The following is a 14,343-nucleotide window of genomic DNA, read 5'->3' as shown; positions in this document are numbered from 1 at the left end:
ATACGCTTCGGTCGAACATTGCCCTCACACGAGATCAGCAATCTGAACGAGGTCAACATTCGGAAATTGCGTTTTTCACTCGCTTGTCTGATACCGGGTATGGCGTACCCAGTTGCTGCGCAAAGAAGCTTACTCGCAATTCTTCAATCATCCAGCGGACTTCTTTAACGTTATCTGGAACCGCAACCCCCTTAGGGATCTTGTTCAGCAGTTCTTTGTAGTCGTTCGTTACCGACTCAATCTTCAACATGTGCAGTCGATCCTTATTCGGATCTATCGGCAACTTCTCCATTCTGCGTTCTATCGCTTTCATGTAACGCAAAATATCGGGAAGCTTTTTCCAACCACACTCAGTTGCAAAGCCCTTAAATATCAAACCTTCTACTTGAGCTTTAATATCTGAAAGCGCAAAGGCCATCGTAAAATCAATTTTGCCTTTTAACTTCTTGTTGATATTGAACGCCGTGGTAAGAATCGTTTCAACCTGCTGAGCAATATCCACCACTGTATCGTCTAGCTCTGCTCTTACGTGCTCCTTAAGTGCATCGAACTTATCAGATTCCCAAACCAAGCCGCCCTGCTCTTCAATCAGCTTATCAACACCACAGGCAATGCAATCATCAATCAGGTCTAACACCTTGCCATACGGGTTGAAGTACAGACCAAGCTTTGACTTGTTCGGTAGATTGCTGTGCAAGTATTTAATCGGAGAAGGCACGTTGAGCAAGACCAAACGGCGCTGACCTGCGCGCATCGCCGAGATTTGTTCTTGCTCGGTTTCAAACAGTTTGATTTCAACGCTGTCCTTAGAGTCCACAATAGCGGGGAAGGCTTTCACATCGTAACCGCCTCGCTTCTGCTGGTAGACTTTTGGCAACTCGCCAAAGCTCCACGTATGCAGACCTTGTTGCTCAATATCGTCATCAGCAACTTTGGAAAGGGTTTCTTGAACTTTGTCCTTCAAACTTTCTTTCAGCTCGTGAAGATCGCGGTTCTCTTTTAACTTGCGATTTCGATGGTCGACCGCTCGGAATGTCACTTTTAGGTGGTCTGGCACCTGCTCCAAGTTCCAATCATCGCGTAATACTTCAACGCCCGTCATCCGTCTCAGCTCTTTTTCTAACGAGTCGAGCAATGGCGCTTCCATTGCGGTAGAACGCGCTAAGAATGCGTCGGCATAGTTAGGAGCAGGTACGAAGTTTTTACGCAACGTTTTCGGCAACGCTTTAATTAGGCTAACAATCAATTCGTGTCTTAAACCGGGGATCTGCCAATCAAAGCCTGCAGGCTCAATTTGGTTAAGAATCGGCAGTGGAACATGCACGGTTACCCCGTCGCTGTCTTCGCCCGGCTCAAACTGGTAGCTCAACTTGAGCTTAAGCCCATTTTGGTGCCAGAAGTTTGGGTAATCCAAATCGGTGATGTGGCTTGCATCGCCTTTGAACAACATCTCTTTTTCAAAGTTGAGCAGCTCTTTATTTTCAGCCGACGCTTTTTTCCACCACGTATCGAAATGACGTCCCGACACAACCTCTGTTCCAACACGCTGATCGTAAAAATCAAACAGCTCATCGTCATCGACCAATATATCTCGACGGCGCGATTTGTGTTCCAACTCTTCCACTTCTTGAAGCAGTTTTCGGTTTTGCTTGAAGAATGCGTGTTTGGTTTCCCACTCACCTTCTACAAGTGCGCTTCGAATAAAGATCTCGCGGCTAATCACGCTGTCTATATTGCTGTAGTTCACCAAACGTTTAGGCACGATAGGCACGCCGTAAAGCATGACTTTTTCATGAGCCATTACCGCAGCACGTTTCTTCGACCAGTGCGGTTCACTATAGCTGCGCTTGATCAGGTGTTTGGCTAATGGTTCAATCCATTCGGGCTGAATCTTGGCAATAATACGCCCCCAGAGTTTGGAGGTTTCAACCAGCTCTGCCGACATGATCCACTTCGGTTGCTTTTTAAATAGACCCGATGCAGGGAAAATGTGGAATCGGGCGTTGCGCGCGCCTTGGTATTCGCTCTTTTCCTGATCTTTTACGCCAATATGAGAAAGCAAACCGACCAAAATGGCGCTGTGAACCGATTGGTAATTTCCAGGTTCGTCATTCAGTTTGAAATCCATTTCGCGCATGGCTTGATGGATTTGGAAGTACACATCCTGCCACTCACGCACCCGTAAGTAATTCAGGAAGTCTTGCTTACACTGTTTACGGAATTGATTGCCTGTTAAAGCCTTCTGTTGCTTTTGGATGTAATCCCAAAGATTCACAAACGTCAAAAAGTCCGACTCTTCATGGAAGAAGCGACGATGTTTGTCATCAGACGACTGCTGTTTTTCCGACGGGCGTTCACGCGGGTCTTGAATCGATAAGGCAGAAGCAATGACCATCACTTCTTTCAAACAGCCATACTTAGGTGCTTCTAGGACCATTCGAGCCAAACGTGGATCGATCGGCAACCGAGCAAGCTGACGACCAGACGCCGTTAAACGCTTCTTGGGATCGTTCGCTTTATCGTTTATCGCACCCAGTTCTTCAAGTAGCCTTACACCGTCTTGAATGTTGCGTTTGTCTGGCGCTTCTACGAACGGGAATGCTTGAATATCACCTAACCCCAGCGCTGTCATTTGAAGGATAACAGACGCTAGATTCGTTCTTAGGATTTCCGGATCGGTAAATTCAGGACGAGATTCAAAATCCTCTTCCGAATACAGGCGAATACAGATACCTTCTTCAACACGACCACATCGACCTTTACGTTGGTTTGCACTTGCTTGCGAAACCGGTTCGATAGGAAGCCTCTGTACCTTCGTTCGGTAACTGTATCGGCTAATACGCGCAGTGCCCGGGTCGATAACGTATTTTATGCCCGGCACGGTTAATGATGTTTCTGCTACGTTGGTTGCCAACACAATTCTGCGACCGGCATGAGGTTGAAATATCTTGTTCTGCTCACCGGCCGACAATCGCGCATACAAAGGAACAATTTCTGTATCACGTAAATTACGCTTACCTAACGCATCAGCCGTATCGCGAATTTCGCGCTCGCCGTTCATGAAGATCAGGATATCGCCCAATCCCTCATCGCAGAGCTCGTCTACAGCTTCAAATATGCCTTCAAGTTGGTCGCGATCGTTTTCATCATCACCTGAAAGTGGACGATAACGCGTATCTACCGGATACGTTCGTCCAGACACCTCAACAATAGGCGCACCATTGAAGTGGTTAGAAAAACGTTCGGGATCGATGGTCGCAGACGTAATAATTACTTTCAGATCAGGGCGACGTGGAAGCAATTCCTTAAGATAACCCAAGATAAAATCGATATTCAGGCTTCGCTCGTGCGCTTCATCGATAATGATGGTGTCATATTGATTCAAGAATCGGTCGTGCTGAATCTCTGCCAGCAAGATACCGTCTGTCATCAGCTTAACTTGTGTATTCTCGGAAATTTGATCGTTAAAGCGAACCTTATACCCGACAAACTCTCCCAGCTTGGTTTCCATTTCTTCCGCGATTCGGTTTGCCACTGAACGCGCAGCTAATCGCCTTGGCTGAGTGTGACCAATCAAACCGTATTTGCCACGACCAAGCTCTGCACAAATTTTGGGAAGCTGAGTGGTTTTGCCCGATCCCGTTTCACCCGCCACGATCACCACTTGGTTTTCTGCAATCGCTTTAGCAATCACATCTTTCTTTTGGCTGACTGGGAGGATTTCTGGGTATTCGATTGTCGGTTGTTGCGAACATCTTTGCTGCACCGTCATCATGGACTTCGCAATGTTAAGTGCGATGTCGTCTAACGCAGCGTTTCGTGATTCTTCTTTTTTGATTTTGCTGGCACCCTGAATTCGTCGGCTAAAACGAAAACGGTCTTTAATCATGCATTCTTTTAATGCAGCTCTTAACTTAGATGGGCTGTTAGGCGCATGATTTTCGGCAGCATTTTGCTGTGACGAGGTCAAAGCGATACCTTCTTTATTTATTGTCTTTCAAAACTGGCGCGATTGTATCACATGAGTAAGACAATGCTCCAAATCCAAAAGCGCTACAGAAATAACTGCGTAACAATCTAAGAAATATGCGATTGACCAATCAATCATTAAGCTGATAGTTTTGCTAACAAATTACGCAAAAGGACTGCTCATGTCTGCTTTCATGTTGTCTCAGGTATTGGTGGGTTTTGCCATTGTTTTTGACCTGATGTCATTTCAATTCAAAGAGCGAAAAAAAATTGTTGGCTGCCTGTTCTGCGCTGGAGTTTTGATTTCCAGCCATTTCATACTGCTAGAACAGTGGACAGCCGCAAGCTTGATGCTTATTGCCACCATTCGGTATCTCACCAGTATTTTCTCAACGTCTCCAAAATTGATGACCCTTTTCTGCGGCACATCCGCTATTGCTACTGTCGTCACTTTCTCAGGGATAACAAGTGTTCTTAGCTGTTTAGGCTCTATGTTTCAAACCGTTGCTGCATTCAATAAAGACGATAAGAAGCTAAGAGAATTGATGCTCATTGGTACCAGTTTTTGGCTGATACATAACTACGTTGTTGGTTCTCCAACCGCTGTTTTGATGGAAGTGCTTTTTATCAGCAGTAATCTTATTGGTTATTATCGTCACTACTATAAAAACAGCGCCACTACGTAACTAATTCCTTGGAATCGGTAACAAATCGGGTTCAATAAATTCCGCCCTTGCGCGAGCGGAAAATAGCGTCTCTTTTTTGTAATGCGTCATCATAATTGCGGTGTCCAAAAGCGCCGGATTATGTTTGATAAATTCATCCGCCGTCGTGCATTTCTCCGTTTTATTCATGAAATGTTTAACCGCTAAAAGCCACGCTTTGGTTAGCGTCTCGTGATATTTCCCTAGTGGCTCAATATCATTGTATTTCAATAAGTTGAATAATACTTCTCGTACTTTAATTACCGCGTCTTCTACACCGTATTGAGTTAAATATAGGTACGCCAACCTTATATGTGATTTATGGTCAAAATCTGAAATTGGAAATAGGCATTGCTCTACATGTTCGCAAAAAATCCTATCTTCGTTGGAAATGCCTAATCTAAACATCATTTCTTCTTGAGCTGTTCGCTTAGTCGTACTCTTATCCATCGTTAACCCCTTATATTTTTCAGCAGCATCAGCCACTCGAAATGCAAGTATGAACCCTAAACCTATAGTCGGGTCAAATGCGATTTGAGCAATGGAACGTCTCGCTCAAACTCCTTCAAAAAAATTGAACGACTTCATCGTTAGCGCAGCATTATCTTAGCCTTAGCAATCTCCTAAAGTGAGCTTATTCCCGTTACCTAAAACGAAAATAGATAAATAAAGGACAAAAAATGGCTCAAGTACTGATTCTTAAATCAAGCATTCTAGGCGCTTACTCTCAATCAAATGCGCTGATTGACGTTATCGCAAAAAACGCAACTGAAACAAATGTGGTTATTCGCGATTTAGCGGAAAACCCGTTACCTATTCTCGATCACAATGTATTAGCGGCATTTGGTGGAGGCGAAGACTTAACGGAAGAACAACAAAACATCTTGGCGACCTCAAACCAATTAATTGAAGAGATTAAACAAGCAGACAAATTGATCATCGCTGCGCCAATGTACAACTTTACTGTACCGACCCAGCTTAAAAACTGGATTGACCTGATTGCTCGCGCTGGTGTGACGTTCCAATATTCTGAAAATGGACCGGAAGGTTTGCTGACCAACGTAAAAGAAACCACGGTTATTACGACTCGCGGTGGTGTGCACAAAGACACAAAAAACGACATCGTCACCAGCTATTTAAAAACGACGCTCGGATTTGTCGGCATCCACAACGTCAACTTTGTGTATGCCGAAGCGCTAAGCATGGGTGAGGAACTCGCCAGCCAAGAGTTAACCAACGCAAAAGAACAGCTTCCAACATTGTAATCCCCTATTTCCACCAACATAAAAACCTTGTCTTTGCCCACTTTTAAGTGGGCTTTTTTTTGTGTCTCTTAACTCACCATTAACCCTCCCCGATGTACCTTCACATCCAAACAAGACAAAATACACTGCACACCTAAGTCGCTACTTCTGTTCTTTTCTCGTTTCACTGCTTAGGGTCATGAATATGAGCTTCACCAAACAAGACATAGAAACTATCGAGAGCACTCTCTCCCCATTTAACGACAACAACGAATTGGCGATCGCGAAAGTAGCGCATGGTCACGTCGATTTTTATGGTGCTAAGAAGCAAAATGGAACGGTAGTACCCGCCATAAATCAGAATTCCGTCTTTGAGATTGGGTCTATCACGAAAGTTTTCACCAGCTACTTACTCTGCGACATGATACTAAGAGGTGATGTTCAGATTGATGATGCGATCAACTCAGCGATACCTGTTCCATTTAAAAACGGTGCCACGATTACCTATAAAGCACTCGCATCACACACATCTGGGCTACCAAGATTGCCACCTGGGTTAATTTGGAGCGCTCTATTTAAAAATCCTCAAGACCCTTACAAAGAGTATCAAGAACCTCAGCTACTGAATTACCTAGAAAATAGACTTAAGCTCAGCGCTAAAAGAAAGCATGTGTATTCCAATCTCGGGGCAGGTCTTTTGGGGTATACCTTGTCTCGTGTGGCGGAAACATCTTATGAAGATCTGCTTCAAAGAGCGTTGTTTGAACCACTCAAAATGACGCGATCTACCACTAATTTGGCTGCTTTGAAGCCATGGCTTGTTCAGGGATTAGATGGAAAGGGTCGACCCGTTTCAAACTGGGATCTTGGTATTCTGTCTGGTGCTGGAGCGGTTCTTTCTACCGTAGAAGACCTTTCTGCATTCGTGCTTTCTTGCTTTGATTCGAGCAACTCGGTGTTTCAGTTCCAAAAACAGCCGGTTTTTAAAGATGCCAACGCGTCCCATGCATTAGGTTGGGTTGTATTGAATTTGAAAGATAAAGGCGAACATTTCTACTTTCATAACGGTGGCACCGGAGGATACAGCTCGTGTATGTTGCTGGACACTCAAAACCAAGTCGGCTTCGTGGCGCTATCTAACACTACAGGTATGTCGAAATTCAAGGAACCCGCTATGGATAAGCTGGTCTTTGATTTGATGGAAGACACGATTTCTAAGTAGCAATTTTGTGAAAAGGTAAGGGAAAATAAATTCAACTTACCTTTTTGCCTAAGTGAAAGTCACTTTAGCGTATTAGTCTTCACTTCGAGGATTGCCCATAGTAGGCATTTTTTCCATGTTTTCTTAAATAGTGTTTGTCTAACAGTGGTTTCTGCATCGAACTGAGTTGAGGCGTTAGCTGACGAGAAAATAACCCCATGTATGCGACTTCTTCTAACACAACCGCATTATGAACGGCACTGTTTGCGTCTTTCCCCCAAACGAAAGGCGCGTGAGCATTCACCAATACCGCTGGCATTTGGTTCGGATTCAGTTGACGGTTTTTAAACGTTTCAATGATGACTTCCCCTGTCTCCCACTCATAATCTCGCTTTATTTCTTCTTCAGACATCTTACGCGTGCAAGGGATTGAGCCATAAAAGTAATCCGCATGAGTCGTGCCCCAGGCCGGAATATCAAGACCTGCTTGAGACCAAATGGTGGCATGACGCGAATGAGTATGTACGACTCCACCAATATCAGAAAAAGCGCGGTACAAGCACAGGTGCGTAGGCGTATCCGATGATGGATTCTTGTCACCTTCAACCACAGATCCCGTTTCCAAATCGACAATCACCATGTCATTGGCTTTCATCACATCATACTCAACCCCTGAAGGTTTAATCGCAATGACACCAAGCTGGCGGTCAATGGCACTCACGTTTCCCCATGTAAACGTCACGAGTCCGTGCTTCGGGAGTGCTAGATTAGCTTCAAGGACTTCCTCTTTTAATGCTTTATACATTCCATCCTCCTTGCACCATTTTGTCTTCCATCCAGCGTCGAGCATTAATCAACTCACTCACTGGCTCATCGGCTTTTTCTGTCCACATTTCGATTAAGAAGCTGCCGCGATAATTCAAGCGTTTTAGTGTCTTGAACACCCCGACAAAATCAACGCAGCCCTCTCCGAAAGGAATATCCCTAAATTGACCCACGCATGTATCGGTCACCGCAAGTGTATCTTTAAGGTGTAACGCGGCTATCTGATTCATGCCCAATTCCAGTTCCGCCTCCACATCGTTCCCCCAAGCAGAGAGATTTCCAACATCGGGATAAACCGTAAACCACGGGGAGTCGATTTTCTGTTGCCATGCTTTCCACTTAGTGATTGAACTCATGAAAGGGGTATCCATAATTTCAACCGAAAGCATCACTTGGGATTTGGCGGCTAAATCAACCGCCCACTTTAACCCTTCTTCAAAATGAGCGAGCGTACTTTCATCTTGTGTTTCATAGTAAACATCGTAACCCGCCAGCTGTATGGTTCTTATCCCCAAATCTTGGGCAAGCACAATGGCTTTTTCCATGATGGAATAAGCTTGCTGTCGAACGTCTGAGTCGTGGCTTCCAAATGGAAACCGACGGTGCCCTGATAAGCACATAGACGGGATACGAATACCGCTTTCAATAATCGCACTCGCCAGCGCTTTGCGTTCTTCCTTTGTCCAGTCTAGGCGAGCAAGCCTTTCATCCGTTTCATCAACCGACATTTCGACAAAATCAAAACCACAGGCTTTGGCTAAAGCCAGTCTTTCCGGCCAAGTTAATTGCGCAGGTAAAGCCTTCTCGTAAATACCGATTGGGTGGGTGCGTGAGGAGTCAACGTACGTCATGCTATTTTCTCCAAAGTGAATTCAGTGTTTCTTTGAATGAGATGGCGGCTTTTTGCGGATCAGGTGCAGACAAAAGTGCTCGGCCCGCAATAAAGGTATCAATGGGTAGATGTTCGAATATGGGTAATAGCTTTGGAGTAATACCTCCCGTCACAGACATGTTAAATCCCATATCGCACATTCGCTGTAACCAATCTAAATCTTCTTGAAGCCAAGTTTGCCCCTTAGCTTGAGCATCTCTTCCGCGGTGATAAATAGCCTGGGAAATGCCCAGTTTTCGCCATTCATGAGCTTGCTCAAAGGTCCAATCTCCAAACAGTTCAATTTGGATGTCTCCGCCATACTCTTTTGCGACTTCTAATGCGCTTTCCATCGTGGCTAAAGGAGCCGCGCATATCACCGTTAGTAACGTTCCGCCCGACTTAAACGCCATCTCGCCTAAATCTCGCCCTGCGTCGGCAAGCTTCATATCGACTACCAATGGTTTGTCTGGGTGTTGCGATCGCAGCGAACGAACGACAGACATTCCTTCGGCAAAACAAATCAGGGTTCCTGCCTCTAGCACATCTACCACAGGTGCCAACGCTTTGGCTGCACTCAACGCTTCGGCTTCGGTTGTCACATCGAGTGCGACTTGTAATTTAGGGATCACGACAACTCTCCTTGGTTGGATTTGTCTGATGAAATATTGATTGAAGTAACCTGACTCGAAGACACTTGGCTCGGAGAATCTAAGTGGGAAGAAACTTGGCGCGAAGAACCTAAGTGAGAAGAAACTAGACTCGAAGAAGCCTGCCCCGAAGAAATATGGCTTAAGTCGTTCTCAAGCTGCGCTAACGATTTGACATAAACGCGATACTTTTTCTTTTTTACTTGATAACTCTCAAAGGCTGCGTCGTCTGGCAAAACCGTTTCTTCTTCAATGTTCATGGCGTCCATCGCTTCACTGGTCGAAGAATAAGTTTGGCTTCCTACCATCGCGACGATAGCCGCGCCTAAACAGCCGGTTTCTTCAATTTTTGGCAGTAAAACAGGTAAGCCGCTCGCGTCTGCCAATATCTGCATCCACTCTTTAGAGCGAGCAGGACCGCCACACACAACTAGATGTTTGAGATCAGGATACAGAAGCCTGACATGGTCAAGATGCGAAAGGTGGCTGAACACGACCCCTTCATAAATGGCTTGGTATAGGTGTGGTTTGGTATGGAGTGATTGAATACCATAAAAACCACTTTTAACCCCCAACCCTGCATTTGATCCGTAGATAAAGGGCGCGAACAGAAGCTCTGAGCTCAACTTAGGCAACTCACGTATGGAGTGATTTATCTCACCAAAATTTTCATCCGCGAATAGTTCAGTAAACCATTCCAAATTGCCTGCCGACGTCGGGCTGGCATCGTGAGTAATGTATTCATCTTTTTGCGCATGATGCCCGATAACATGCGGTTTTTGATTGGCATCGCGAACCTCAAACAGGCTATCGGTTACACCCGTTGTTACAGACCACGTCCCCATTGTTAGGTTTAAAGCGCTATTATCCCTAACGCCGGAACAAATGGTGGTGGCAACAACATCAAACACACCACCCACAATCGGAGTGCCTTCTTTAAGCCCTGTCATGATGGATGCCGATTTCGTGACGGTTCCGGCTATATCCGTTGCTCCAATAATCGGTGGTAACGCCTCTATAATTTCTGGAATCCCAAGGATGTCCGCCAGTTCTGCATCGTAAGCTTGAGTATCAAAATTGTATAAGTTGGATTCAGAAATATTGGTGATCTCACAATACTTTTCACCTGTGAGGCACCATCTCAGATAATCGTGACTCATGAACACGGTGCCGATTTGGCCGTACTGTGTTGGGCGTTGTTCTTTAAGCCAACGAGCGATAGATACAGGATGCCCTGTCCACAGGGTTTGCCTTGTTCTCGGGTGGATAGCTTGAGGTATCCCTTCGCTCTGCCACCTTTTTACGACGTCTATCGACCGCTGGTCGGCCGATAAGATCGCTCGCTCCATTGGTCGATCATTTTTGTCCAACAAAAATAACCCTTTCCCTTGAGCAGAGATACCAACGCTTTGAATGAGGTCCGAGTTTATCTGAGTGTCGGCAAGCACCTTTTTGATCACCGAGCAGGTCGAAGACCATAACTGTGAAGTACTTCTTTCAACCCAACCAGATTGATCAGAAATAAGTTCAAGGGATTCACGTGCGACACCCATTTCTTTCCCATATTTATCGTAGATACCCGCTTTTAGGTAAGTACCGCCGCAATCCACACCTAACCAATAGCTCATGACGCACCTTCCGATTCTTTTGCAACCAATAAGTTCGAAGACAACAAAAATGTTGGCAACGGTAAGTGTGTTTCTAAAGCGAAACTTGGCTCTAAAACTGTATTTATCTCTAAAGCTGAACTGACTTCTAAAGCTAAATGTGGATCTAAAACAGAGGGTTTAAGTTTGGTATACATAATTGTCTCTATATCTTAGCGACGATTCTTGGCTATATTCGATGTTTGATTTACAGCGCCAAGAAGCGAATATAATTGGGAGCTGGTACCTCGATGATTTCATCTGTCTTCTTGATTAGACCGGTTTCGATATCTCTCGAAAAGACAATCACATTCCCTGAATCTTGGTTTGAAATAATCGCAGCGTGCCCGCAAGGAGAAATGGCAAAGTGTCGCGGGAATTTTCCATACGTCGAAGTGATATCGACTCGCTCTAACTTTCCGCCTTCTTGAACTTTAAACACAGCAATGGAGTTATCGCCTCGGTTTGAAACGTAAAGAAATTTCGCATCTGGTGACAACTTAATCTCTGATACGTAACTAATTTGATCGTGATTATCCAGAGTCGACTCGTACTGAATCGGTATTAGACGCGGTTTGACTTCAGCAGGCTCCGACTTGTCTAACTCAGCAACACACACGGTGTTAAACAGCTCATTTGATACGTAGCAAATGTCTAAGTCTGGGTGCATAGCCATGTGGCGAGGGCCTGAACCCGGTTCGAACTCTATCCATGTTTCACGAGTTAACTGGCGACTTTCAGCATCCCAGCGGTATTGAAATACAGCGTTCTCACCAAGATCAGGAATGAAAACCCAGTCGTGCCAAAAGTGCGCGCAATGTGCATGAGGGCCGACCTGACGGTTACCCCAATGGTCTTCGCGGTTTTCCACTTGTCGCCATTCGGTTTCAGGGCGGTAAAACTGTTTGAAGGTTTGAATAACCTCACCTAGCTGCCCATTCTCATCTACGTCGACAACATCAATAATGGCGTCCCAGTAGTTGATGACGATAGCCGCATCTTTATTGGGTGAAAAAGACAAATAGCATGTCGACTTTCCATTTGCTTCGAAGCTAGAAAGCTCTTTTAGCGAACCATCTTCTTGAACTTCATATTGAACGATTGTGCCGTTTTCACGGATTGTTTCTAAAATAGCGTACAGGTATTTTTTGTCTGTTCCTGGGATAAGAACCGCTGGGTTTAACGACTCTACTGAACCATTAACCACTAGTTTTCCTTGCTTCGTCAACGTCGCGCAATAGATACCTTCACCCGGTTTTGGTGAGTAAGGCTGATGGGCTAGCGCGTTAATATCGCTGTATGTTCCAATAACCAGCTGATAATCTTTCTCTAAATTCATATTAATACCTAAATAACTTATTGAAATAAATGTAAATTAACCTTTCACAGCGCCAGCAGTCATACCTGTAATAATTTGCTTGGATGCAACAAAGGTGAATATGATTGGCGGTACCGCAAGCAACATTCCTGTCGCCATAATCACACCCCAATCGATGTCGTATTCCGTTAATGAATTAACGATGGTAACGGGCACGGTACGGGTATCACGTTGCAACAGAGCGTTGGCCAACAAGAACTCATTCCATGCAATTCGAAACGTAAAGATGGCTGCCGCCGCTAGACCCGGCTTGATAATAGGCAATACCACCAAAAAGAATATTTGCAGCGGTCTCGCCCCATCCACTTTGGCCGCTTCCTCGAGAGGTAAAGGCACCTGCACAATAAAACTCTGTAAAATCCAAATCACGAACGGTAAATTCATCGCAACGTAAAGAAGTATGATTCCGGTAAATGTACCGTCTAACCCATAATCAAACGTCCAGATCCCAAACACAGGAACCAATAGAACAGCAGGCGGAACCATACGCATCATCAGCGTTGTTAAAGAAACCACACCACGTCCCATGAATCTGAAACGAACCAACGCATACGCAGCCATACAACCGATGGTCAGCGTAATCACCGTCGAAACTAGCGCGATGAAAATTGAGTTCCCGAGCGAACGTGTGAACGTTGGGCTACAAAAATCAACATGATCGGGCGTATACCACAGCACATCACACAGTACTGTTTCATAATTTTTCAGTGTGGGAGTAAAAAACAACCCACTGCTGTCATTCATGATGTCGACATTCAGTTTGAACGACGTCATCACCATCAGCATGATTGGACCAAGTGACATCACTATCAAAGCAACCAACAAGGCATAAAATGCTGGGTTTTGCTTACTTTCGTTTAGTTTGCTCATTACTCTTCATCCTTATTCGCAAACGCCTGTTTCTCGATTCTTTTTTCGTTAATTTTGTTGTAGATAAACATGGCCAGTGTTAGGAAAAGGAGCACAGCCAACAGAAGGTTCGACATCGCTGCTGCCACACCTAGCTCCCTAAACTCAGACGCCGTTCGAGAGATTCTCAGCGCGAGAATTTCGGTTGATAATCCAGGACCACCATTTGTCATGACTAAAACAACTTCGAGGACTTTAAATGCGTCTATCAACCTAAGCAGTAAAGTCACAATTAGCACCGGCAGCATTAGAGGTATCTTGATGTATAAAATTTGCTGCCATTGCGTTGCGCCATCAATTTTGGATGCTTCTAATGTCGACTTCGGCAGTGATTGCAATGCAGCAAGAGACAAAATAAAAATAAAAGGAGTCCACTGCCAAATATCGGCGATTACAATTGAATAAAGTGCCCAACTCGAATCAGATAACCAAGGGACAGATTCAAATCCAAGTGCATTTAATGTTCTGTTAAATACCCCAATCGTTGGGTGATACATATAACGCCACATTAACCCAACAACGATAGGTGCAATCATCATTGGTAATATAAAAATCGTTCTTAATAGAGACATTCCGCGAATATTTCTATCAAGCAATAATGCAAGACCAACACCAATAAACATTTCTAAAACGACGACAATAAAAGCAAACTTTAAAGTTACGCCGAGAGATTCACGAAAAGATTCATCTTGGAATAAATTGATATAATTTTTAAAACCAACCCAATCTGCCTCGCTAATTAATTGGCTTGGGTTCCATTCTAAAAAACTCGCATACATCATATATATTATTGGGTAAAGAAGCCCAAACAATAGAACAATACCCGCAGGAGCCAAAAATAAATAAGGGGTCATGCGATTTAGATTAATAGATTTCATTTAAAACACACCAAGGTTGTACAGATTTAGGTGCATCTCGCCATTGAATTACTGCGACGAGATGCAGC

General features: G+C 44.6%; 13 protein-coding genes. 3 read left to right on the top strand and 10 right to left on the bottom strand.

The genetic code is table 11. The features are described 5' to 3' along the window. Positions 1 to 52: 52 nt before the first annotated feature. Positions 53 to 3,970: an ATP-dependent RNA helicase HrpA gene (gene hrpA, locus Q8W40_RS19475; protein WP_305399554.1), complete on the bottom strand. Its 3,918-nt coding sequence runs from the start codon at positions 3,968 to 3,970 to the stop codon at positions 53 to 55. Between the two features lie 181 nt (positions 3,971 to 4,151). On the opposite strand from hrpA, the gene Q8W40_RS19470 reads away from it, so the two are divergent. Next, on the top strand, positions 4,152 to 4,655 hold the full coding sequence (locus Q8W40_RS19470; protein ID WP_305399553.1) for a YgjV family protein: 504 nt from the start codon (positions 4,152 to 4,154) through the stop codon (positions 4,653 to 4,655). Here the strand turns inward: Q8W40_RS19470 and Q8W40_RS19465 are convergent, their stop codons facing one another. Continuing rightward, complete coding sequence (locus tag Q8W40_RS19465) at positions 4,656 to 5,123, bottom strand: hypothetical protein (protein ID WP_305399552.1); 468 nt, start codon at positions 5,121 to 5,123, stop codon at positions 4,656 to 4,658. It lies immediately after the preceding gene. A gap of 230 nt (positions 5,124 to 5,353) precedes the next feature. Here Q8W40_RS19465 and Q8W40_RS19460 point away from each other — a divergent pair, with 230 nt between their 5' ends. Both Q8W40_RS19460 and Q8W40_RS19455 read left to right on the top strand, forming a co-directional pair. Continuing rightward, positions 5,354 to 5,938 (top strand): NAD(P)H-dependent oxidoreductase, encoded by a 585-nt coding sequence (locus Q8W40_RS19460; protein WP_305399550.1) that lies wholly within the window; start codon positions 5,354 to 5,356, stop codon positions 5,936 to 5,938. 184 nt (positions 5,939 to 6,122) lie between these two features. Then, the gene (locus tag Q8W40_RS19455; protein WP_305399548.1) at positions 6,123 to 7,139 is read left to right on the top strand and encodes a serine hydrolase domain-containing protein; all 1,017 of its coding nucleotides are present in this window, start codon (positions 6,123 to 6,125) and stop codon (positions 7,137 to 7,139) included. 79 nt (positions 7,140 to 7,218) lie between these two features. Here the strand turns inward: Q8W40_RS19455 and araD are convergent, their stop codons facing one another. The 8 genes from araD to Q8W40_RS19415 are packed head-to-tail and all read right to left on the bottom strand — an operon-like array spanning position 7,219 to position 14,275. Continuing rightward, positions 7,219 to 7,923: an L-ribulose-5-phosphate 4-epimerase gene (araD, locus tag Q8W40_RS19450; protein WP_305399546.1), complete on the bottom strand. Its 705-nt coding sequence runs from the start codon at positions 7,921 to 7,923 to the stop codon at positions 7,219 to 7,221. Further along, entirely contained in the window at positions 7,916 to 8,794 is an 879-nt protein-coding gene (locus tag Q8W40_RS19445; RefSeq protein ID WP_305399544.1) for an L-ribulose-5-phosphate 3-epimerase, read from the bottom strand. Before Q8W40_RS19445 ends, araD begins: the two co-directional genes overlap by 8 nt. A gap of 1 nt (position 8,795) precedes the next feature. After that, positions 8,796 to 9,446: a 3-dehydro-L-gulonate-6-phosphate decarboxylase gene (locus Q8W40_RS19440; RefSeq protein WP_305399542.1), complete on the bottom strand. Its 651-nt coding sequence runs from the start codon at positions 9,444 to 9,446 to the stop codon at positions 8,796 to 8,798. Then, positions 9,443 to 11,092 carry an FGGY-family carbohydrate kinase gene (locus tag Q8W40_RS19435; RefSeq protein WP_305399540.1) on the bottom strand — a complete coding sequence of 550 codons (1,650 nt, stop codon included), beginning with the start codon at positions 11,090 to 11,092 and terminating at the stop codon, positions 9,443 to 9,445. The genes Q8W40_RS19440 and Q8W40_RS19435 overlap by 4 nt, the downstream gene beginning before the upstream one ends. Continuing rightward, the gene (locus tag Q8W40_RS19430; protein WP_305399538.1) at positions 11,089 to 11,268 is read right to left on the bottom strand and encodes a hypothetical protein; all 180 of its coding nucleotides are present in this window, start codon (positions 11,266 to 11,268) and stop codon (positions 11,089 to 11,091) included. The genes Q8W40_RS19435 and Q8W40_RS19430 overlap by 4 nt, the downstream gene beginning before the upstream one ends. A 50-nt stretch (positions 11,269 to 11,318) precedes the next feature. Beyond that, positions 11,319 to 12,449: a lactonase family protein gene (locus Q8W40_RS19425; protein WP_305399537.1), complete on the bottom strand. Its 1,131-nt coding sequence runs from the start codon at positions 12,447 to 12,449 to the stop codon at positions 11,319 to 11,321. Between the two features lie 36 nt (positions 12,450 to 12,485). Further along, positions 12,486 to 13,358, bottom strand: coding sequence for a carbohydrate ABC transporter permease (locus Q8W40_RS19420; protein ID WP_101113715.1), 873 nt, complete (start codon positions 13,356 to 13,358; stop codon positions 12,486 to 12,488). Then, positions 13,358 to 14,275 (bottom strand): carbohydrate ABC transporter permease, encoded by a 918-nt coding sequence (locus Q8W40_RS19415; protein ID WP_305399534.1) that lies wholly within the window; start codon positions 14,273 to 14,275, stop codon positions 13,358 to 13,360. Before Q8W40_RS19415 ends, Q8W40_RS19420 begins: the two co-directional genes overlap by 1 nt. Positions 14,276 to 14,343: the final 68 nt, after the last annotated feature.

The organism is Vibrio penaeicida (assembly GCF_030689305.1).
Taxonomy (GTDB): domain Bacteria; phylum Pseudomonadota; class Gammaproteobacteria; order Enterobacterales; family Vibrionaceae; genus Vibrio; species Vibrio penaeicida_B.
Note: the sequence above shows the minus strand (reverse complement) of the source record. Positions and strands in the feature narration are given on the sequence as shown.